Here is a 17,845-nt window from a genome sequence, read left to right as displayed (position 1 = left end):
CTACGCGGTGCCACGGTTGTAGGAGCCGTCGCGCATGAGCTCGCCGTTGTGGCTGTGGCCCACGGCGGTGTAGACCAGGCCGAGCAGGTGGCAGCGCGCGGGCGCGACGGAGGGGAGCAGGGCGCGGATGCGGTCGGCCTGCGAATTGGTGATGCGCCGTGAGAACACGATGCGGTAGGTGGCCCAGGTTTCCTCCAGCGAGGCGCGTGTGTATTCGCCATCGCGGTGCCAGGTGCCATTGCGCGGCAGGCCGCCGATGCGTTCGCTGAACACCACCTCGCCAAAGCCCAGCGCGCGCAGCAGGGCACGAATGGCCCAGCGTGTGCCCTTGCGACGGTGGATCTCGATGCTGGCCAGGATGAGGTTGCGCCGCGCGTCGGCGCTGGTGGCTTCGTGCCAGGACTCCACGGAGAGCGTCCACGACAGCCAGGGCAGCAGCGGCGCGGGGCAGTGCTGCGCGCTCCAGAGGCTGCGCAGGGCGGTGGTGTCCAGCGGCAGCTCAGCCACCTGGGCCAGGGCCTCTTCCAGCGCGCTGCGCTGGGGCGGCAGCAACTGGTGACCGGTGCCTTCAGTCATCCGAGACCACCTCGGTGGTGAGTGTGATGGCGGTGACCTGCACGCATTCGGTGACATCGGCCAGCACATCGGCGGCGGGCTCGGTGAGCACCACGCGGGCTACGCCGGGCTGGTGCAGTGCGGCGAAGATGCCCGAGCGGGGCAGGCCGGCACCCAGGCGGCGCTGCTGCGCGAGCCAGGCGGTGAGCGCGGCCTCTGCAGCCTGCGCGCCCACTTCGCCAGCGGGGCCGGGCAGTGTGTGCAGGGTGGCGGTGATGGCGGTCTCCAGCATCGCGGGCGCCTGCACCTGCACGGCATCGCACAGCGGGCGCACGTGCTCGGCGTTGACGGCGGCGGCCACGGTGTCGAGCAGCCCGGTGGTGGGGATGCCGCTCTCGGTGGCGGCCAGCACGGTGAGGCGCACCACGCCCGGGTCCGGGCTGTCCACGCCCACGTCGGCCACCTGCGCGCTGCTGCTCATGGCGTGCCAGCGGTAGCTCTCGCGGCTGCCGGCGGTGCTGATGCCTTCAAGCGCGGCCTGCGTGCGCTCGCGCAGGCGTGCATCTGTCTCGAAGGTGGGCGGCACTGGCGGCGTGGCGGTGGGGTTGCCGGGGTCGAGCACCAGGCGCTGCACCTGGAAGTTGGCGGCGAGCTGGTCCAGATCGGTGCCGGTGGCGTAGGCCAGCATGCAGGCACGGGCAGCGTCGTTGATGCGCTGGCGCAGGAGCAGTTCCTGGAATGCCATGACCTGCAGGAGCTTGATGGCCGGATCGGATTCGAGCACCTCGGTGAACTCGGGGTGCAGCTCCAGCATGCGCGCCAGGCGCTGCTGGTAGATGGCCTCGAAGTCCAGCGGCTCGATGACCTGCGGGGCGGGCAGCAGCGTCATGTCGATCATGCCGTGGCCCCCAGTTCAATGGGCAGGTTCACCGGCTGCGCAGCACGGCCCTGCGGCGTGTAGACGCCCTCGATCTGCAGCAGCACCTGCCCCGGCCGCGTGGAGGCCTGCCAGCGCACGCGCGAGAGGCGCAGGCGTGGTTCCCACCGCATGAGGGCGCCGGCCGTGGCAGCGTACACGCGCACGCGGGTGGCGGGGTTGTCTGGCTGGTCGATGAGCTGCGGGAGCAGGCTGCCGTAGCTGCGGCGCATGAGGCGCGTGCCGATGGGCGTGCGCAGGATGTCGGCAATGCTCTGCTGCAGGTGGGCCATGCCATGCAGTGGCTGGCCGGTGGTGCGGCTCATGCCGGTCAACTGGAAGCCTCCGTGCGGTGCACTGCGGCGCGAGCTTGCTTGGGGCGGCCCTGCGCTGCGCTCATACTGGTGTGCTCGTGTTGCTGCCACCCGGCACGATGCCGCCGTGCACGTGGTGCACCAGGCTGATGCCAGCGGCGATGACATCGGTGGCCACCGTGACCGGCCCTTGAATGATGGCCTCACCGGTGATCTGCACCAAGGGCGCATCCACGCGCAGCACATGCGCCGCGTGGTCGTAGTCGATGGTGGTGCCGTCCGGGTACTGCGTGCGGTCCACGTGCGGGCTGGCGCTGGGCGATGGGTGCGCGTCGCTCGCTACTCCCACCAGCACAAAGCCATTGGCCGGATCACCGCCCGGGCTCAGCACCAGGCATTGCTCGCCCACCGAAGGCGGCGACCAGGTGCGCACGTTGCCGGCGCGGCGTTCGAACCACGGCAACCAGTCGGTGACCAGGCCGCCGGACGCCACGCGCACGCGGGCGGTGGCGTGATTCACGGCGTGGATGGTGCCGGGGCGCAGGAGGTTTTCGAGGCGGCGGAGCAGCTCGACGGGGGTGGCGGGGGAGGGGGTTTGGGACACGTTGGGCAGTGTCCCGCTGGGGGTCGCGCGAGGCGAGTGAATGCTCTTGTAGAAGAGTTTCCTACACCTGACGCGCTGGCATCTAGGTATCCGGTTGCCCTTTCTTGAGAGCTTGGTCGAGCATCACTTTCTATGACGTGTTGGGCGGATCGCCCATCAGTAGCTTGGGCTCCTGAGCACTGCGAAACAGAGCCCGAATGAGTTTGGTAAGGCGAGGGTTCTGGTTGCTTGAGACCGTTGTTCTGCATGCGTCGAGAAAGCAGTTCGCGGCGTGGGCGTATGGCTCCTTGGCATTCTCACGCTGTACAACCAATGCGAGCCCCCTGTTCAGCAGGATTCGCAGTTCGTTCTCAGACGCAGAGAAGAAGGCCTTCTCAAACTCTTGCGAAGTCACAGACGCTAGCAATGACGTCTCGTCTGCGTCGAGGACCTTTTTCTCATTCATCTTGAGGATGATGTTCAGTAGCGTGCCTGTCGACTGAATCCGCGACCGGATCTCGCGCGCTTCTTCGCGGAATCGCGGGTGGATGGCGTGTCGCTCGTCCCACAGGGAGTCAGACACAAGCCCTGAAAGTTTTGAGGGATCCTGTTCACCTCTTAACCAAAGGAGCCAATCCTCAACAAGTTCGTCAGCAAGAGCTTTCCCTTCTGGCAGATCTTCGACTTGCGCTATCAACATCGACGCATCGAGCACATTCAGGACACCAACATCGGGAAGGAAAGTACGGGCAGTGGCAAGGCGGTCCTGGTCGGAAGTGTGAATATCCCATTCGCAGGATCGGATGAAGCTTTGAACCTGAGCCTGCACAGTGAGCTGACGGTGGTTTTTCGCAAAGCGGTCAATGAGTTCCTGTACGGATGAATCGTCAATCATTCCGGATTTGAGGTACTTGTAAGCTTCCCGCTCGAATCCGCCAGAGGTTCCTAGGTTGAGCCGAGCAATCCGTTCCTTCCATACTCGATCTCGCCATTTGATCGGCCCATCCTCACTCAGGCGACTATCTAACTTGTTTTCGAGTACGTCTTCAATGCTGGGACCATCGTCAATCGCTTGAAAATGGATCGCGCCAAGTAGTGTCGTTGGCGCGATGACTCTCTGCAGCACACTTGCCGGCAATTGTCCTCGGCCGTCCAAAAGCCGATGCACCAAGCGGATGATTTTTCTGATTACGCGGATGTTGGAGATCTGACAGACTTCGACCGCTTCTTGCACTTGCGCTAGCCATTCATCACAGCGTGGTCCGCGCGCGATGCTGAAGGCTTCTGTTGAACTGGTGTCCAGCCTCACTTCATGGTCAATGACCTTCTCATGGAACTGTTGCCAGAGTGCCTTGGCTGGCTCCGTAGCGATCTTGTCGTCATTGAGAATCAGGAGGAATCGACAGTTGAGGTTTTGGACTCCGTCGTCTATGAAGCCCAGTAGCTCCTCGATTGAAAGGCCCGCTTGCATTCGCTCTATGTCGTCGATCGCTATGAATCGTTCCTTGAGCAACTCGGGCAGGGCGAGAAATGCTAAGTCGTCCAGTGCCGCAAAGCTTGGATGGAAGCCTTTGAGGACGCTGGAAAGGCCCGGCGCAGTCTTGTATAGCCAAGCAGCCAACCCACCGTTCGAGGTTCCTTCAGGCAAGAGACCACGCAGGAGTTTCAGCTTCAAATCGCGGATGCTGCCTACACCAAAGAGCGACAGGTGAAGTGATTCCTTTATCCTCTGGTCCGACGATTCATTCCTCACCTCACGCCAAAGGTGACTCTTGCCTGTTCCCCAATTTCCGGAGAGGGCGACTACTTTGTTCTGGGGGTCGGCAATTAGTGACGAGATGGTGGATTTGCACTGAGCGAGGGTCATATCAATCCTGTTGAACGGACAGTGACACCAGCTTCGCCGGATCCGCAGCCCCATGCCGAAACACCTCCATCCCCGGCACGCGGATCAGGGCTTCCGCCTCTTCCACTGACCCCTTCAACCAGGTCTCCCAATCCGCCGGCTCGATGGGCACCACCGCGCGCTTGTCCTGCTGATCGGCAGGCAGCTTCGGGTCCGGCTTGTGCATGAGCTTCAGCAAGGGATGCGTGTCGCAGTTCTGCGTGATCATGGTGAAGTTGGGGACGATCTCGCCGGTGGTGAAGTCTTTCCATTCGGACCACAGGCCGGCGAGTGCCCAGGGGGTGCCGCCGGCGCGGGCGAAGCGCCACCAGATGTTCTTGCCGGTGCCCCAGTAGGGCTCGTCGTAGGTCCACGCGGGGATGAGGCAGCGCTGGCCGGCGCGCCATGCGCCTCGGTAGGTGGCCGCGGTGGCCATCGTTTCGCGCCTGGCGTTGTTGGTGCTCATGCGCCGGCCGTTGCTGAGCATGGGCGTGCGGGTGTGTGAGGCGGGCGGGATCATGCCCCACTGGCCTGCCTGCGCACGCTCGGCGGTGATGAAGGGCGCAGTGCCCAGCGGCCCCACTGTGGGCTTGAAATCCCACTGCGGTGAGTCGCGCCGGAAGTACTGGACGATGTCTGCGCCGTCAAGGGTGGTGTACAGGTTGCACATGGGAAAAGCATAGCCGCGCTCGCGCTTGGCCGGATGCTGTATATAGTTACAGTATATGTACGCTTCGGTTTATCGACTCAGAAAGAACGGCGTTCGGCTGCCCAGGCCGGACTCTCCGACCTTTGGTGAGCTGGTGCTGGGGACGTTTTCTCAGGGGGATAGAACCTGGCTGCGCGCGCAGGTGACCGACGGGGCCAGCGACAAGCTGCCGCCCCTGCACCAGGCCACGGTGCACCGGATCGCACTGCACGGAATGGTGATACGCGGCACGGAGACGATTGCGCGCAGTGCCAGCCCGAAATCCACGAGCAACCAGCATCCGCAGACCTGGTGGGTGATGGTGTGGACGCGCCACGCGATCGACGAGCTGGACGGGGAGGATCCGCTGGATGGGGAGGATCCGCTGGATGAGTTGGCGGAGCGGAAGGCGATGCAAAAGTTTGGGAGTTCGACCAGGTTTTGATGGTCAAGATGTGTGGCGAGGGAAGTGCCAATTCGCGGTCAAATGGTTGCCTGCCTTAGCTCAAGCCCTTCCCTGCACTCCAGCCTATGGACTGGCAGGAATCACATTTGGGGTGGAAATGGACAAGCTTGAATCTCCGGGTCCCTGGCCTGCGACTCGGGTCAGCCGGATTCTTCTCTTTCTGATCTCCGTCGTAGGCGCCGGGGCGTTTGCGTACTGGTTCAATTTCACCGAAGAAGATTCTCTTGTCATTGATCCGAGAAATATTGTGCTTAATAGTGGGAAGGTCCCACCTCCGCTGGGCGGGATCCCACCTCCGCCGAGCGGCGTTGCGCCGGTCACCGTTGGGCCAGACCAACCACCCGTTTGGGTCGTGGAATCTTTAGTACGGAACGCGCTCTCTGGTAGCGCAGCTGTCAACGTCCCAAAATCAGCGAAGCGTGGCGAGGCGTTCACCGCGTATTTGCGCGTGGCGCCCACTGACCTGGATGAAGTTTTGAAAAAGCTGCGAGAAGCTGTGCCAGGGGACCGGACCAGCGTGGGCAAGGAAGGTGTGAAGCTTCTCCCGAGGATGACGGGAATGGTCAGCGGTGCAGGTTTTTCAGTGGTCCCCAAGGATGGCTACGTTCAAGCCGTGAGCAGCACCGAGCCGACCACCTGGGTGTTCCAGGTTGAACCGGAACGCTGGGGCGTGCTGACCCTGCAGTTCCGACTGGCCGGCGTGCTGCTCGTAGACGGGAAGGACGCAGCGCGCGACTTCTATCACTACGATCAGACAGTGGATGTGGCCGTGGGCTGGGCGGGTCTTGTTCAGCAGAACTGGCAGTGGTTCGCTTCAACGCTGGTGCTTCCGGCGGTGGCTGGAATTTGGGTGTGGTGGAGGAACAAGAAACCGAAAGCGCCGTCGACCCGTGTTCCCCTCCGGGATCGGGTCAGGAAGCGGTAGGGTAGTCTCGGACGAACGCCGTTCTTCACCGACCAACTCCATCCAACGCGGAAGGTACTGTCATGAGTTCTCCTGTCTCTGAAGCACCTTCAGCCTATGACGCGGTGAAGTTCCTGCTGGAGCGCAGTCACGTCGAGGCGCAGTTGTTCTGGCAACGAAACAACTTCATGTTTCTGGCGAACACAGCGTTCATCGGCACCGTGTTCTTGAAGTTCTATCTGGACAGTGACGTCAAGGCCGAGGCCGCTAACGCGATCAGGCCTCTGATTGCTTCGGCGGGACTGTTTCTCACGCTGATCTGGGGCCTGTTCAACAAGGTCGGGCGTCGAATGAACCACGTTTACCTTGCCGATGCCAAGCGCCTTGCCCAAGACGATCAGGCCATCAGGGCGATTTTTCAGCACTCGCTGGGAAACAACTCACCCTCGGAGTCGGTCACGACTGCAGGCGAGCCACTGGTTCCAAAAATCCAGGCGAGCGGGTGGTCTGCCACGATGTTGAACTACATCTTTATCTTGGGCTTTGCGGTGGCGTGGATCTACGTGTTCTGCAAGCCCATCTTGCCTTGACTTGATGCCCGATGGAGTGAAGCCCAGATCTTCAAAGATGGATTTATGAATGTTCTTCAGTTGTGGCTTCGGCTCCATGGACATTTCGGAGGTGGCCTCTTACGATATTGAGCAGATTGGAATCTGCGCTGAGGTGCTTATGCCCGTACTGCTTCGAGCATTGTTTGTCGTCTTCTTTTCAGTTGGATCCGTCGACACCGCCATTGCGCAACAGCCGCCAGCCGATCCGAGGACAGTTCAAGATTGCGCTTCTTGGGAAGACGCGGCGCGACGCACCCTGAGCGCCGAGGAAAAGGCTCAACTTGCGAATTGCCGACCATTGATCGGGAATTACCAGGCCCACAAGGGGTGCATGGAGCAATGGGGCGAGAATTTAAGGAGGCGGTCCTCTAACATCTCAGAGGTGCATCGAGCCTGCCTCAATGCGGTGAAGCAAAACAGGGCGCGTGATGAGCATCATGCTCGGATTGCAGCTCAGAACGATCAGAACCAAAGGGCGTTGCAGCAGCAGCTACAGAGCCAAAGGATCACATCGATTCCAGTGCAGCCAATCGAGCAGCCCCAGCGCACCACGGTGATCCCCAATCACAACAATTCCGGTTTGCAACAACAGCAAGCTGAAGCAGTGGGCGCACTCGCCGGGATGTTGCTCAGCAAACTCTTCAGTTCTCGCGTGGAGAAGGAGCTGGGTACGGGTCAGACCAACAATGTGACCCAGCAAATCGAAGCAAACAACGCGAGGGGATGGGAGCTTTTTGACAAAGCTCGGGATCGCTTAAACACACACCCTGCGATCAAGGTCTTCCAGGATATGGCGTTCGACCAGCTCAACAACCAGGTTCGAGTGGTGGCCGAGCAAATGTCCAATTTGGACCGTGATGTGGACAAAATCATCGGAAGCACACCTCGAGTAGAGGCGGTCAAGGCGGCGCTTGGAAGGAGACTGGTAGCAGAGGCGCGAGTTGCTGACTTTAAAGACCCGGTGGGAAGCTACGATGGGCAAACCGATCCAGATGGTCGACCGCACGGACTGGGTGTCTTCACTCAGTCGCTCGCGGGAGGTGCACGCGCTACCCACACCGGTGTGTTTGTTTCAGGCCGCACTGAAGGTTTCGGTACCTATGAACACGTCGCGCCGGACGGTAGGGTGGTCACCATGGCGGGGGATTGGCAAGGTGACAAAGTGCGAGGGTCCCTTCTCTTTAAGGACCGAGACAAAAATGGTGCTATGCAGTATGACGGTCCAGACTCCTTATTTGACGATGAAAAGCCGATCGTGACTGGTCGCATCACCTTTCGATCCAACGCCAGATACGAAGGTGAACTGCAAAAGGCCGATGGTGATGATCTGGTGCGGCCACGAGGGGTGGGAATATTTTCCCTTCCAAATCGGTCTTCGGTCGTCCAGGGTCGATTTGGGAGAGTTGAAGGCACGCGGCAGGTTGTAGAGAACGCCACCGTCAGGCGGCCAGATGGAACTACTCAGTATTGCCCAAGCGCAGTGTTGGAAGGGCATCGTTATGTAAGTTGCAGTATCCCGTACAAGCAGGTTGAGCAAAACGGTGGCTACACAGTGTTCTTCGATCGGAAGGATGCGAAAGAGGATGTCTCCGCCTGGATTCGCTACGAGCCATCTGGCGATGGAAAAGTCGGTTGGATCGACGAGTATCTCTACTGGATCGATGCAGAGGTTGACGTGCGCCGCCGCACTTGGAGCAATGGCGAAGTCTATGAAGGGCAGTTTCGAAAGGGCAATTGGACCGGCTCAACGATCGGAACCGTGAAAAGCCCGAATGGCCTGAGCAGGACGGGCAAATGGGAGAACCGCGAACTCGTGGATGGCTACCGTCTGGAGCCCAATGGAACCCGCGTACCTGTTGGGCTTGGCACCGACTACGCGTTACCGCGCATTGCCCTTCGCTGAGCTTGAAGCTGGCCGTGGACGATCGTCCAAGCCTACTCAACGGGTCGCAGTCGACAAGATGAGATTGCCTATGAGTTGGATTTCTGTCTCAGTGAAACCAAGCACTTCCCGCCTCTCATACTGAACCACCGGCCCCCCAGGCTGCACACGGTCATGCAGCCCGTACTGATGCACCCGCGCAATGCGCGCCGCCCGACCCGTGATCCCGATCGCCGCGCCCTGTGCTTCATGCAGCAGCTTCAGGTGCGTGGCTGTGCGCAACTTGGCAAACATAGCCTTGATGCTGCCATTGCGACCCCGCGCCTTGCTGGTGCGCGCTGGCGACTTCTTGCGCGGTTCGAATGTGGATCCATCCGGGTTGCGCTGCTGAGCGATGCGTTGTGCCTGGCTGCGGCGCAGTTCCTGGGCGATGCGGCGGGCGAGGTCTCGCTGGGCCTTTGCATCCAGCTGGCGCAGCAGGGGGCCGGCCCAGTCTTCGAGTTGCTGGAGCGGATCCGTCATGGCTTCAGCCGCTCAGTGTTGGCGCGTGGTTGTGGTCCATGGGGCTGTGGTCCCACTCGGCGAGCAGCTCTTCGCGCAGCCAGAAGGACCAGTGTTCCTGCGTGGTGATGTGGCCGGGGTGGGGTGGCTCGCCGATGTGCTGGACGTTGAAGCGGCCGGGGGCGGTGGGGTCGTTCATGTCGGCCGGCTGGACCTGTACGCGCTCCGTCAAGTCCAGCTCGATGGAGAGGTCGATGGTGGTGGCGTTGTTGTATTCGGCTTCGAAGCGGAAGGCCTGCTCGCGCTGTGCGATGTTGTCGAAGTACTCGGGCTGGTGGGTGCGCAGCCAGACGAGCAGGGGGAGGACGATGGTGTCGGGCTGGCCGGCGTAGTCGAGCACGATGATCTGCACGGTGGCGGCGTATTCGAACGAGAGGGTGGCTTCGCCTGCGGCGTGCACGCGGCCGTTGCGCACGAGGATGCTGACCTTGTCGGGATCTCGCGCGAGTTCGGGCACGGCCTGGGCGAGGTGGCGGCGCAGGCTATGGGCTTTGTACATCGTGATTGAGGGTGGTGCGCACGGTGTTGTAGCGGTCGATGCAGGTGTTGAGATCGCGGATGGCGGTGTCTCCGTCGTCGGCGATGGCGACAAGAGATTGAGCAGCCGCTGGCGCAAGTTCTGCTCGCGTTTCTGCAGGTTCGGCGGCAGCGGCGGGATCTGCGCTGGCTGCACTGTGGTGGGCGTTGCAGGCGGCGGCATGGGCAACGGGGATTGACAGGCGGATACGGCCAGCGCGCACGCCAGCAATGAAAGCAGCTTTCTCGTTTTCAACACGTTGGAGTTCCTCATGGTTGGACTGGTCGAGCTGGTCCAGTCGCAGGACCAGCGTTTGCTCGCGGGCGCGGTGGTAGGCCTGCAGCTCGGCCTCTTTCAAAGCGCTGGCGGCGCGGTGATCGCTCCATTGCCTGTGCACGCTGTCGGCGCCTGCGGCGTGGCCGCGCTGGTAGGTGCTGGTGAACGCGGCGTGGATGCCGGCGGCGACGCCAGCGAAGGCGAGCGCGATGGCGAGCCAGGGCAGGAGGGCGCGCATGGCTTTCATGCGAAGGTGCCGCCTGCGCGGGTGTAGATGGCCTGCAGCCAGGTGAAGCTGCGCTCGGGTTGCTGGTAGCCAGCGCCGGGCAGGCTGGCCCATTCCTTACGGGCAGCGGCGACGGCCTTGACGAGGTCGCCGTGCAGCAGGTGCGCGTAGGCCCCGCGGTCTTGCAGGAGCTGGATGGCGGCGGCGTCTTGCGAGGCAGGGCCGAAGTCGGGCAGCTTGAGGCGGGTTTTGAGGCCGAGCCAAGTGGGGCGGATGTTCTGGTATTTGCCGGCGGCGGTGCTCACGCAGCCCGCCTTGTGGCCAGCGGCCTTGCACTGGTGGTCGGGGAGTTTTTCGCCGCGCCATTCGCCGGTGATGGCGGGGTGGTCGCGCAGATCCCGGATGGTGTGGCGGTAGCCGAAACAGATGCGGTAGGGATCGGGCGCGGTGGCGGTGCCTTCGGCGTGGGCGATGGTCTGCAGGAAGGCGAGGACGTTGGGGTGGTGCATGGCGTGGTCAGGGGGCGGGGGCACAGGGGGTGTCTCCTTTGATGCGGATGGCGATGGCGCCGCGCCTTGTGCGGCCGCCGGTGGTGGTGATGCGGGCGACGACGATGTGCTTGCCGGGCGGGCCTTGCACGAAGACCTTGATGACGCCGCTGGCGAAGGCGTAGGCGAGCTGGAGGGTTTCGCAGTTGCTGGTGACCTGGGCGGTTTCGATGGTGTCGTTGTGCCTGGCGAGGTAGCGCTGGAAGCTGATGTCGTAGTCCTGCCGTTCGGTGGTGTGCTGGGGGAAGGTGTCGAGGACGTTGGTCATGGCGTGTGGCGGTGGTCAATCGATCTCGATGTGGTCGGGGGCTTCGACGCGGTTGGGCAGCACGGGGACGTGCACCAGGTAGCGCGAGGGGCTGGCGCTGAAGCCGGGCACGGTGCCGACGGGACAGCGGTGATGGGTGGCGCTGCGGCGTGCGCGGGGCGCGTGGAAGGGTTGGGCTGGGGCACGGCTGACGGCGGCGCGCAGGCGCGATGGGGTGCCCTGAAGAAGGTGCGTGTGAGCCACGGCAGCGCTGCGTGAGCCTGGCTGCTGGGCTGTGTGGCGGGGGCCGGGCGTGTGCCGCTGGGCCACCGCCGCCAGGCTGCTGGCGGGCGTGTGCGCGCTGTGGCGTGGGGTGAGGGCGAGCAGGACCTGCACGGCACGGGTGCTGCTGGCACCGAGCTGGGCCGCTGCCTGACCCTGCAGGGTGTGGGCTTGCGCGAAGGGGCGCAGGGTGCTGCGGGCTCGCTGCTGAGCGGGCGGGCCGGCGAGCTGGTGCACCTGCAGTGCGGCGCGCGATGGCGAATGGATGGCCTGGGCCACGTGGACCGGGCTGAGGTGATGGGCATGCCCTGCGGCACCGCTGGTGGCGCTGGCGCGCTGCGCGCTGTGGCGGGCGACCAGTGAATGGGACGGGGGAACCCACACGCGGCGCTGCCGTGGGGCGAACAACTGCCAGGGGTTCTGCACCAGGCTTTCCACCTCGGCGGGGCGCAGGGGGCGATGCCACGCGCTGGCGGCGAGCACGCCCGCGTTGTTGAGCTTCTGGTGGCCGTCGCCGCGATCGAGGACGCGGATGGAGGCGGTGGCGTCGGCGGGGAAGGTGCCCGACTTCGGGACCGACCGGGTGCCGCCCCAGGGGCCACCGAGCTCGCGCACGGTGAGGGTGACGGTGGCGCCGTCCCACGTGGCGATGAGGACGACGTCTTTGCCGTTGATGGGATCGAGCTGGCCTGCCACGTGGGTGGCGGGGTAGCAGATGGTCTGGTTGCCGGCCATGCCGACCCAGAACCGGGAGTCGGAGACGCCATCGACGAAGGCGTAGAAAACGAAGTTGGACCAGACGCGGCCGATGAAGTGGCCGAAGGCGCTGGCGACGTCGGCCAGGTTGGCCACCACCATCATGGAGAACTGGTTGGTGCCCGCCGGGGCGATGTCTTGCCGACCGAAGAAGTAGTAGAGGCCGTCGTTGACACCCTGGGCGGCCAGGCCGTGGGCGCTGTGGCGCAAGGGGAGACTGCCCCCGGAGGTTTGCGACCGCGTGCCTTTGACTAGGTCGCGGTCTGTTCCAGGCACCCACAGGAACTGCAGGTTGCGGGCGATGGGGTTGGCCCACGCGGGCTCGGTGCCCTCTTGCGGCTGCGCGACGCGGCGCGGGGGCAGGAAGAGCATGGCGCGGCCTTACGCGGTGGTGCCGACGTAGCTGGTGTGGTGGACGGCGTGGCCGCTGGCGGCGAGGGCGGCGCCGGAATCGTTCTTGATGACGATCTGGATGTGCGGGGGCACGAAGCCCAGCGCGGCTGCCACGCTGAACATGGCGCGCTGCAGGACCGCGCTGGTGGGCAGGGGCAGGACGCCGAGGAAGCGCAGGTTGGGCTCTTCGTTGGTGGAGGAGCCGCTGACGGGGCCGGTGCTGAAGTGGGTGCCGTCCATGCTGATGCGGGCGAACACCATGAGCTGCCGGTTGCCGGCGACGGTGCCGGGGGTGGCTTCGACTTCGATGATGAGGTCGAGCGGCTCCTGGGCGGAGACGTCGATGGTGCCGGCGCTGACGTAGGCGGCGGAGGCGAGCGCGTTGAGCGCGGTGGTGGTGAGGGCGGTTCGCGCGCCCGGTGTGGCGTGGATGGTGGACATGGGTCAGAGGCCTTCCATGGCGGCGACGACGGCCTGCACGCTGACGGGGTCGGGCTCGACGCCGAGCGCGAGCAGCTGGTCTGCCTGGGTTTGCGTGAGGACGCCTGCGGGCACCATGCCCAGGATGGCGGTGCGCACGATCTGCGCGCCCACGATGAGGCGGCCTTGATCGAGCAAGGGCTTGACGTGGCGGAACGCGGGGTTGGCGTGGATCACGTCCAGGAAGGCGTTGCCCGCTTCGAGGCCGAGCACTTCGAGCACGGTGCCGTTGCCGATGGTGAGGGTGGAGGGGCGCGTGCGCCCCTGGGAGACGATGGCCGCGATCTGGCCGTGCTCGCGCGCGGCGATGAGTTCGGGCGCGCACCGGGCGTGGATTTCCTCGAGCAGGGTCATGGCGATCAGGCTTCTTCTTCTTCAAGCTCGACGGGCTGGAAGGCGTGGTATTCCAGCGCGGGGAAGAGGACGGGGTTGCCGGCGGTGATGGCCTGGCCGCTGGCCTCGGGCGTGACCCAGAGGACCTTGTTGTCGGCGACGTTGAGGAAGGCGAAGTGTTTGGTGGCGCTGGCGGGTGCGGTGGCTTCGGCGCTGGCGGCGGTGAGGCCAGCGGCGCTGGTGAGCTTGCGCGAGCCGTCGGCGCCGTCGGAGAGGGTGAAGTCGTCGCTGTCGGTGGTGACTTCGGCCAGGATGTTGGCGACCACGGTGGCGTAGGGGTGGCCGATGGTGTACGCCGAGATGAGGGCGATCCTGGTGCAGCGGGCCTTGATGTGGGCGGGGCCGTTGTCGAGCACGTCGGGGTGGGCGAAATGGTGGGACATGGTGTGGCTCCGTGGGGATCAGGGTTGCTTGTTGTTGCGCAGGCCGGCGGCGGCGTCCTGCGCGAGTTCGGCGATGTCTTTGCCGCGTCGGCGTTCGAACCAGAGGTAGACGGCGGCGACGATCCACGGGCCGGGGATGCCGCAGGCGATGAACACGCACGCGGTGATGACGAAGAAACCGGCTTCGCCTGGCAGGCTGGCGGCGTGCGCCAGGCGGGTGCCGGCTTCGAAGATCCACGGGGAGTGCTGCATGGCGAGCACGAGCAGGCACACGCCCACCACCAGGCTGCAGACGAGGCAGGCCATGATGCGGTTGATGAGGTCTTGCCGTTCGTTGCCTTCGCGCAGGGGCACATAGCGCAGGCCGAGCCAGAAGGCGACGAGGGAGGCAAGCACGGGCAGGCCGAGCAGGGCGAGCTTGTAGCCGCCGACGGTGCCGGCGGTGGTGGAGACGGGTTCGGTCATGTGGTGGCTCAGTCCCATAGGTTCACGGTGGTGGAGTTGGTGGCGGTGATGTAGCTGGCGGCGGCGAGGGTGACCAGGTGGCCGGCGGGCAGGATGGGGCCTGCATCGGCCAGGCCGGGGTTGAGGGCGAGGGTGCTTTCGACCACGCCGCCGGTGGTGATGCCGAGGTGGCGGTGGCACAAGAGATCGACCGTGTCGCCTTGAAGGGTGCGCACTTGCATGGCGGGGCTCAGATGAGTTCCACGGTGGTGCGCGGGCGGCCGCACAGGGCAGCGATGGACCAGTGCAGGTTGCGGCGGTGGCCGGCGGTGGTGGCTTCGAGTTCTTCGGCCTTGCGTTCGCCTTCGGCGGTGGTGTCGACGTGGCGGTAGCTCTCTGACAGCGCGGCCAGGATGTGGCTGGTGATGGCGTTGCGGTAGTGCAGGGCCCAGATGACTTCGTCGGCCACTTCGGGGCCGGGGACGCTTTCCAGATCGCACGCACCGGCGGCCAGGTGGCGGGCCTTGAAGGCGACCAGTTCGGCGTTGACCTCGGCCATGGCGGTGGCAATGGCACTGCGCAAGCGCAGGGGCGTGACGGTGCCGTCCAGCCGGGCCTGGGCGCGGATGCGGGCTGGCTTGAGATCGGGGAACCAGCCGTCGTTGGCGACGGTGGGCTCTTCATCGGCCGGCGGTGGGGACTGGTTGGCGAGGAAGCTCATGGTGGTGTGGGGGTGGGCGGTGGTCAGGCATGGCCTGGTGGCTGGTGGGCCGCGCGGTCATGTCTGAGCCGCCCGGGTGCGTGTGGCACTCGGGATCAGGGCGGTGGGGCCTCCGCGTCTTTGACGCGGCGCTCCAGGCGCTCGATGTCTTTCTTCACGCCGACGCCGGAGAAGAGTTCCAGCGCGCGGTGCAGATGGGGGAGGGCGGCGGTGGCCTGCTCGACGGGGAGCTGCTTGTAGTCGACCTCGCTCTGGGCGGTGCGGCCGACGATGGCGTAGGCGATGGCCTTGAAGAGCTTGGCGCGGGCCTGGTCGGGTACGTCGTGCGACTCGGTGAGCTGGTGCACCTGCTGCAGCACGGTCAGCGATTCGGGCACCTTGCCTTTGAGGGCGGCATCGGCGATTTCGTCGATGAGGGTGGTGGCGGGATCGCGGTTGTACTGGTCGGGCAGCTGGAGGCGGTGGCGCAGGATGTAGGCGCCGATGGCCAGGGCGCGTTCGAAATCGCCCACGTCCATGCACCAGACGAAGACGGTGGTGAGGATGGTGTCGGGTGTGCCGTGGTCGGCTTCGAGCGTGCCCTGGACCCAGGGGTGGTACAGGGGCAGGAAATCGCGCTTGAGCTCGATCTTGCGTTCGATGGATTGCACGGCCTTCAAGGTGCGGCGGTGTTCGTAGAGCTGGGCTTGCAGCAGCTCGTGGACGGAGTCTTCGGTGACGGCGCCGCTGGGGGCGGTGCCGGGTGCCGAGCCCTGGCCGGCGAGCTTGCGCTGCAGGTGCTTCTGGGCGGGGGTGGGGCGCATGGGGGTCAGGCTTCGACGGGTTGCACGTTTTCGATGAGGGTGCACAGGCCGTAGTCTTCGATGACGTAGGCGTCGTTGCTGCTCTCGTAGTGCTCGATGCGGTCGCGCTTGGGGTTGTCGATGACGGCGCGGCGGCGGGCGCCGTTCTGGTAGTAGATGGAGAGGTTGTCGAAGCGGGTGATGAGGATGGTGTTGTCGGGGAAGTAGGGCACGGTGGCACCGGGCAGGCCGCCCAGGCGGCGCTGGCTGCGCACGATGTCGGCGGCGAGCATTTCGGTGGGGGCCTCGGGGTTGCTGACGAGCGGGAACAGCTTGTCGTGCATGAGGTTGCGGCCGACGATGGCGACGAGGCCCGGGTCGTCTCGGTACCAGGGGTCGAGCAGGGTCTTGTGGGCGTCGTAGACGAGGGCGTCGAGGTTCTTGTAGTCGCCGCCTTCGCCGATGCTCACGACGCCTTCTTCGGCGCCTTCGTCCATGACGCGGGCGGCGGCGTTGGCGCGGATCTGCTGCAGCCAGCCGATGTTGACGTCCTGCAGGAGGGGGTTGGTGCCGATGTTGGTGGTGGCGGCGGCGCTGGTGCCACGGAAGCCGATGAGCATGCGATCGAGCGCGCAGCGGGCGATGATGGCGTTGCGCAGGCGGGTCTGGAAGTCTTTGAACTTGGCCCAGACGTCGATGGTGCGGTACTTGATGTGGGTGTCGTAGTCGGTCTTCTTGCACTCGTAGCCCTTGGTGTCGAGCGTGAGCACGTCTTTGGTGGCGCGGTCGGTGGTTTCGGTGTTGGTGCGGCTGGCGATGGGGCCGGTGACGCCCAGGCCGAGCTTGTCGCCCTTGAGTTCGTCGACGCCGATGATGTTGACCTTGCCAAGGAATTCGCTGGATTCCTGGATCTTGGTTTCCAGCGTCTGCTGCACGCTGGGCTCGACGGTGAATTTCTCGACGGCGCTGCCCACGCCATTGAGCTGTGCCTGGCGGTCCAGGTACTGGTTGAAGAGGACGCGGGTGTCGTTGCGCATGGTGGGGGTGCTCTCGGGTGGTGGTGTTGGGTGTGGGGCGGCGGTGGTCAGCAGTCGGTGAGTTCGATGCCGGTGGCGCCGGTGGCGTGGGGGCGCTGCTGGTGCTGGTGGCCGGGCGTGCATTCGAGCTTCTTCACGAGGTCGTTGAACCGCGTGTTGAGCGAATCGAACTCAGTCCGCAAGGTGTTGTTGGCCTTCTCGGTGGCAGCGTGGAGCCGGGCCTGCTGCTGCACCTGTTCCTGCATCGCTTCGCCCATCGCCTCGAAGCCTTCGAGCAGTTGGGCGAAGCGCGCGTCGTCGGTCTTGGCTTTGCCGGTGAACGTGTTCACGATGGCCTTGAGGCGGTCGCTGAACTTCCGCACGGCCGGGTCTTCAGTGGGGGCGGCATCCTCAAACACCAGTTCCACCTCCACGGCCTCGCTGAAGAGTGCGTCGGCGTTGCTCTTGCGCGAGGCGAACGGGCTGGCGTCGGGTTTCTGCTGGGCGAACTGCAGCACCTCGGTGCCGAGGCTGGCCGGGCTGTCCGTGACGCCCAGGCCGGTGAGGTACGCCTCGCCGGAGTCGGCGAACTTGGGCGTGATCTCGATGCTGGTGAAAATCTTCTGCCTGGCCTTGTTGGTCATGGCGACCAGGTCTTCCAGCGGTTCGATCTGTGCGAAGAGGGCCAGCTTCTTCTTGCCGTCGATCTCGATCTCTTCGGCCTTGGTGGCGAGCACGTCGCCGTAGGCGCGGAAGGTGCTCTCCGGGTGAACGCCTCGGTAGTGCTCCAGCCACACACGTGCGCCGTACTTCTGGCGGTTGTAGTTGCGACCCATCTGCTCGATCTGGGCGCGGTCGATGGTGCGGCCATCGGTGGTGGCGCCTTCGACGGCGACGCGGAAGAATTTGGAGATCTTTGCCATTGGTGTTGCCTGCGTTGCGGGGGTGGAGGTTGCGTGGTGAGGTGAGTTGCCGTCATCGTGGCGGAAGGTCGCGCGACGCTCAATCACTTGAAC

At 64.5% G+C, this 17,845-nt stretch carries 25 protein-coding genes; 4 read left to right on the top strand and 21 right to left on the bottom strand.

The window, feature by feature from the left end:
- The 6 genes from ACTIF6_RS09170 to ACTIF6_RS09145 form a co-directional block, all read right to left on the bottom strand.
- A complete protein-coding gene (locus tag ACTIF6_RS09170; protein WP_439587661.1) occupies positions 1-576 on the bottom strand; it encodes a phage tail protein I in 576 nt (191 codons plus the stop codon).
- Positions 569-1,453, bottom strand: coding sequence for a baseplate assembly protein (locus ACTIF6_RS09165; protein ID WP_439587660.1), 885 nt, complete (start codon positions 1,451-1,453; stop codon positions 569-571). The genes ACTIF6_RS09170 and ACTIF6_RS09165 overlap by 8 nt, the downstream gene beginning before the upstream one ends.
- Positions 1,450-1,797 carry a GPW/gp25 family protein gene (locus ACTIF6_RS09160; protein ID WP_439587659.1) on the bottom strand — a complete coding sequence of 116 codons (348 nt, stop codon included), beginning with the start codon at positions 1,795-1,797 and terminating at the stop codon, positions 1,450-1,452. The genes ACTIF6_RS09165 and ACTIF6_RS09160 overlap by 4 nt, the downstream gene beginning before the upstream one ends.
- Before the next feature lie 70 nt (positions 1,798-1,867).
- Positions 1,868-2,389 carry a phage baseplate assembly protein V gene (locus ACTIF6_RS09155; protein ID WP_439587658.1) on the bottom strand — a complete coding sequence of 174 codons (522 nt, stop codon included), beginning with the start codon at positions 2,387-2,389 and terminating at the stop codon, positions 1,868-1,870.
- Positions 2,390-2,519: 130 nt separating this feature from the next.
- The gene (locus ACTIF6_RS09150) at positions 2,520-4,235 is read right to left on the bottom strand and encodes a hypothetical protein (protein WP_439587657.1); all 1,716 of its coding nucleotides are present in this window, start codon (positions 4,233-4,235) and stop codon (positions 2,520-2,522) included.
- Position 4,236: 1 nt separating this feature from the next.
- Positions 4,237-4,923, bottom strand: a complete 687-nt coding sequence (locus ACTIF6_RS09145; RefSeq protein ID WP_439587656.1) for an SOS response-associated peptidase — start codon at positions 4,921-4,923, stop codon at positions 4,237-4,239.
- A gap of 55 nt (positions 4,924-4,978) precedes the next feature.
- Between ACTIF6_RS09145 and ACTIF6_RS09140 the strand changes: the two genes are divergently transcribed.
- The 4 genes from ACTIF6_RS09140 (at position 4,979) to ACTIF6_RS09125 (ending at position 8,825) form a co-directional block, all read left to right on the top strand.
- Positions 4,979-5,386, top strand: coding sequence for a hypothetical protein (locus ACTIF6_RS09140; protein ID WP_439587655.1), 408 nt, complete (start codon positions 4,979-4,981; stop codon positions 5,384-5,386).
- Positions 5,387-5,504: 118 nt separating this feature from the next.
- Positions 5,505-6,332, top strand: coding sequence for a hypothetical protein (locus ACTIF6_RS09135; protein WP_439587654.1), 828 nt, complete (start codon positions 5,505-5,507; stop codon positions 6,330-6,332).
- Positions 6,333-6,394: 62 nt separating this feature from the next.
- On the top strand, positions 6,395-6,901 hold the full coding sequence (locus ACTIF6_RS09130; RefSeq protein ID WP_439587653.1) for a RipA family octameric membrane protein: 507 nt from the start codon (positions 6,395-6,397) through the stop codon (positions 6,899-6,901).
- A gap of 76 nt (positions 6,902-6,977) precedes the next feature.
- Positions 6,978-8,825, top strand: coding sequence for a hypothetical protein (locus ACTIF6_RS09125; RefSeq protein WP_439587652.1), 1,848 nt, complete (start codon positions 6,978-6,980; stop codon positions 8,823-8,825).
- A gap of 36 nt (positions 8,826-8,861) precedes the next feature.
- On the opposite strand, the gene ACTIF6_RS09120 is transcribed toward ACTIF6_RS09125, so the two are convergent.
- The 15 genes from ACTIF6_RS09120 to ACTIF6_RS09050 form a co-directional block, all read right to left on the bottom strand.
- Entirely contained in the window at positions 8,862-9,326 is a 465-nt protein-coding gene (locus ACTIF6_RS09120) for a phage virion morphogenesis protein (RefSeq protein ID WP_439587651.1), read from the bottom strand.
- Positions 9,327-9,330: 4 nt separating this feature from the next.
- Entirely contained in the window at positions 9,331-9,864 is a 534-nt protein-coding gene (locus ACTIF6_RS09115; protein ID WP_439587650.1) for a phage tail protein, read from the bottom strand.
- Positions 9,848-10,405 (bottom strand): lysis system i-spanin subunit Rz, encoded by a 558-nt coding sequence (locus ACTIF6_RS09110; protein ID WP_439587649.1) that lies wholly within the window; start codon positions 10,403-10,405, stop codon positions 9,848-9,850. Before ACTIF6_RS09110 ends, ACTIF6_RS09115 begins: the two co-directional genes overlap by 17 nt.
- Complete coding sequence (locus ACTIF6_RS09105; protein WP_439587648.1) at positions 10,402-10,917, bottom strand: glycoside hydrolase family 24 protein; 516 nt, start codon at positions 10,915-10,917, stop codon at positions 10,402-10,404. The genes ACTIF6_RS09110 and ACTIF6_RS09105 overlap by 4 nt, the downstream gene beginning before the upstream one ends.
- Positions 10,901-11,200, bottom strand: coding sequence for a phage fiber-tail adaptor protein (locus ACTIF6_RS09100; RefSeq protein ID WP_439587647.1), 300 nt, complete (start codon positions 11,198-11,200; stop codon positions 10,901-10,903). Before ACTIF6_RS09100 ends, ACTIF6_RS09105 begins: the two co-directional genes overlap by 17 nt.
- A gap of 15 nt (positions 11,201-11,215) precedes the next feature.
- Positions 11,216-12,589: a hypothetical protein gene (locus tag ACTIF6_RS09095; protein WP_439587646.1), complete on the bottom strand. Its 1,374-nt coding sequence runs from the start codon at positions 12,587-12,589 to the stop codon at positions 11,216-11,218.
- A gap of 9 nt (positions 12,590-12,598) precedes the next feature.
- Positions 12,599-13,051, bottom strand: a complete 453-nt coding sequence (locus ACTIF6_RS09090) for a hypothetical protein (protein WP_439587645.1) — start codon at positions 13,049-13,051, stop codon at positions 12,599-12,601.
- Between the two features lie 3 nt (positions 13,052-13,054).
- Positions 13,055-13,444: a hypothetical protein gene (locus ACTIF6_RS09085; RefSeq protein ID WP_439587644.1), complete on the bottom strand. Its 390-nt coding sequence runs from the start codon at positions 13,442-13,444 to the stop codon at positions 13,055-13,057.
- Between the two features lie 5 nt (positions 13,445-13,449).
- Complete coding sequence (locus ACTIF6_RS09080) at positions 13,450-13,866, bottom strand: hypothetical protein (RefSeq protein WP_439587643.1); 417 nt, start codon at positions 13,864-13,866, stop codon at positions 13,450-13,452.
- A gap of 18 nt (positions 13,867-13,884) precedes the next feature.
- Entirely contained in the window at positions 13,885-14,331 is a 447-nt protein-coding gene (locus tag ACTIF6_RS09075; RefSeq protein ID WP_439587642.1) for a hypothetical protein, read from the bottom strand.
- A gap of 8 nt (positions 14,332-14,339) precedes the next feature.
- On the bottom strand, positions 14,340-14,552 hold the full coding sequence (locus tag ACTIF6_RS09070; protein WP_439587641.1) for a tail protein X: 213 nt from the start codon (positions 14,550-14,552) through the stop codon (positions 14,340-14,342).
- A gap of 8 nt (positions 14,553-14,560) precedes the next feature.
- Positions 14,561-15,031 (bottom strand): head completion/stabilization protein, encoded by a 471-nt coding sequence (locus tag ACTIF6_RS09065; RefSeq protein WP_439587640.1) that lies wholly within the window; start codon positions 15,029-15,031, stop codon positions 14,561-14,563.
- A gap of 95 nt (positions 15,032-15,126) precedes the next feature.
- Positions 15,127-15,834 (bottom strand): phage terminase small subunit, encoded by a 708-nt coding sequence (gene gpM / locus ACTIF6_RS09060; protein ID WP_439587639.1) that lies wholly within the window; start codon positions 15,832-15,834, stop codon positions 15,127-15,129.
- A 5-nt stretch (positions 15,835-15,839) separates the two neighbouring features.
- The gene (locus ACTIF6_RS09055) at positions 15,840-16,850 is read right to left on the bottom strand and encodes a phage major capsid protein, P2 family (RefSeq protein ID WP_439587638.1); all 1,011 of its coding nucleotides are present in this window, start codon (positions 16,848-16,850) and stop codon (positions 15,840-15,842) included.
- A 47-nt stretch (positions 16,851-16,897) separates the two neighbouring features.
- On the bottom strand, positions 16,898-17,752 hold the full coding sequence (locus ACTIF6_RS09050; protein ID WP_439587637.1) for a GPO family capsid scaffolding protein: 855 nt from the start codon (positions 17,750-17,752) through the stop codon (positions 16,898-16,900).
- Positions 17,753-17,845 lie beyond the last annotated feature (93 nt).

It is taken from the genome of Hydrogenophaga sp. (genome assembly GCF_051860785.1).
Taxonomy (GTDB): Bacteria; Pseudomonadota; Gammaproteobacteria; order Burkholderiales; family Burkholderiaceae_C; genus Hydrogenophaga.
Note: the sequence above shows the minus strand (reverse complement) of the source record. Positions and strands in the feature narration are given on the sequence as shown.

Coding starts and splice junctions, on each gene's coding strand:
- ACTIF6_RS09090 (WP_439587645.1), bottom strand. CDS start 13,051: ATGTCCACCATCCACGCCACACCGGGCGCGCGAACCGCCCTCACCACC.
- ACTIF6_RS09080 (WP_439587643.1), bottom strand. CDS start 13,866: ATGTCCCACCATTTCGCCCACCCCGACGTGCTCGACAACGGCCCCGCC.
- ACTIF6_RS09095 (WP_439587646.1), bottom strand. CDS start 12,589: ATGCTCTTCCTGCCCCCGCGCCGCGTCGCGCAGCCGCAAGAGGGCACC.
- ACTIF6_RS09085 (WP_439587644.1), bottom strand. CDS start 13,444: ATGACCCTGCTCGAGGAAATCCACGCCCGGTGCGCGCCCGAACTCATC.
- ACTIF6_RS09120 (WP_439587651.1), bottom strand. CDS start 9,326: ATGACGGATCCGCTCCAGCAACTCGAAGACTGGGCCGGCCCCCTGCTG.
- ACTIF6_RS09075 (WP_439587642.1), bottom strand. CDS start 14,331: ATGACCGAACCCGTCTCCACCACCGCCGGCACCGTCGGCGGCTACAAG.
- ACTIF6_RS09065 (WP_439587640.1), bottom strand. CDS start 15,031: ATGAGCTTCCTCGCCAACCAGTCCCCACCGCCGGCCGATGAAGAGCCC.
- ACTIF6_RS09160 (WP_439587659.1), bottom strand. CDS start 1,797: ATGAGCCGCACCACCGGCCAGCCACTGCATGGCATGGCCCACCTGCAG.
- ACTIF6_RS09050 (WP_439587637.1), bottom strand. CDS start 17,752: ATGGCAAAGATCTCCAAATTCTTCCGCGTCGCCGTCGAAGGCGCCACC.
- ACTIF6_RS09150 (WP_439587657.1), bottom strand. CDS start 4,235: ATGACCCTCGCTCAGTGCAAATCCACCATCTCGTCACTAATTGCCGAC.
- ACTIF6_RS09135 (WP_439587654.1), top strand. CDS start 5,505: ATGGACAAGCTTGAATCTCCGGGTCCCTGGCCTGCGACTCGGGTCAGC.
- ACTIF6_RS09055 (WP_439587638.1), bottom strand. CDS start 16,850: ATGCGCAACGACACCCGCGTCCTCTTCAACCAGTACCTGGACCGCCAG.
- ACTIF6_RS09145 (WP_439587656.1), bottom strand. CDS start 4,923: ATGTGCAACCTGTACACCACCCTTGACGGCGCAGACATCGTCCAGTAC.
- ACTIF6_RS09100 (WP_439587647.1), bottom strand. CDS start 11,200: ATGACCAACGTCCTCGACACCTTCCCCCAGCACACCACCGAACGGCAG.
- ACTIF6_RS09115 (WP_439587650.1), bottom strand. CDS start 9,864: ATGTACAAAGCCCATAGCCTGCGCCGCCACCTCGCCCAGGCCGTGCCC.
- ACTIF6_RS09125 (WP_439587652.1), top strand. CDS start 6,978: ATGGACATTTCGGAGGTGGCCTCTTACGATATTGAGCAGATTGGAATC.
- ACTIF6_RS09140 (WP_439587655.1), top strand. CDS start 4,979: ATGTACGCTTCGGTTTATCGACTCAGAAAGAACGGCGTTCGGCTGCCC.
- ACTIF6_RS09070 (WP_439587641.1), bottom strand. CDS start 14,552: ATGCAAGTGCGCACCCTTCAAGGCGACACGGTCGATCTCTTGTGCCAC.
- ACTIF6_RS09110 (WP_439587649.1), bottom strand. CDS start 10,405: ATGAAAGCCATGCGCGCCCTCCTGCCCTGGCTCGCCATCGCGCTCGCC.
- ACTIF6_RS09130 (WP_439587653.1), top strand. CDS start 6,395: ATGAGTTCTCCTGTCTCTGAAGCACCTTCAGCCTATGACGCGGTGAAG.
- ACTIF6_RS09165 (WP_439587660.1), bottom strand. CDS start 1,453: ATGATCGACATGACGCTGCTGCCCGCCCCGCAGGTCATCGAGCCGCTG.
- ACTIF6_RS09170 (WP_439587661.1), bottom strand. CDS start 576: ATGACTGAAGGCACCGGTCACCAGTTGCTGCCGCCCCAGCGCAGCGCG.
- gpM (WP_439587639.1), bottom strand. CDS start 15,834: ATGCGCCCCACCCCCGCCCAGAAGCACCTGCAGCGCAAGCTCGCCGGC.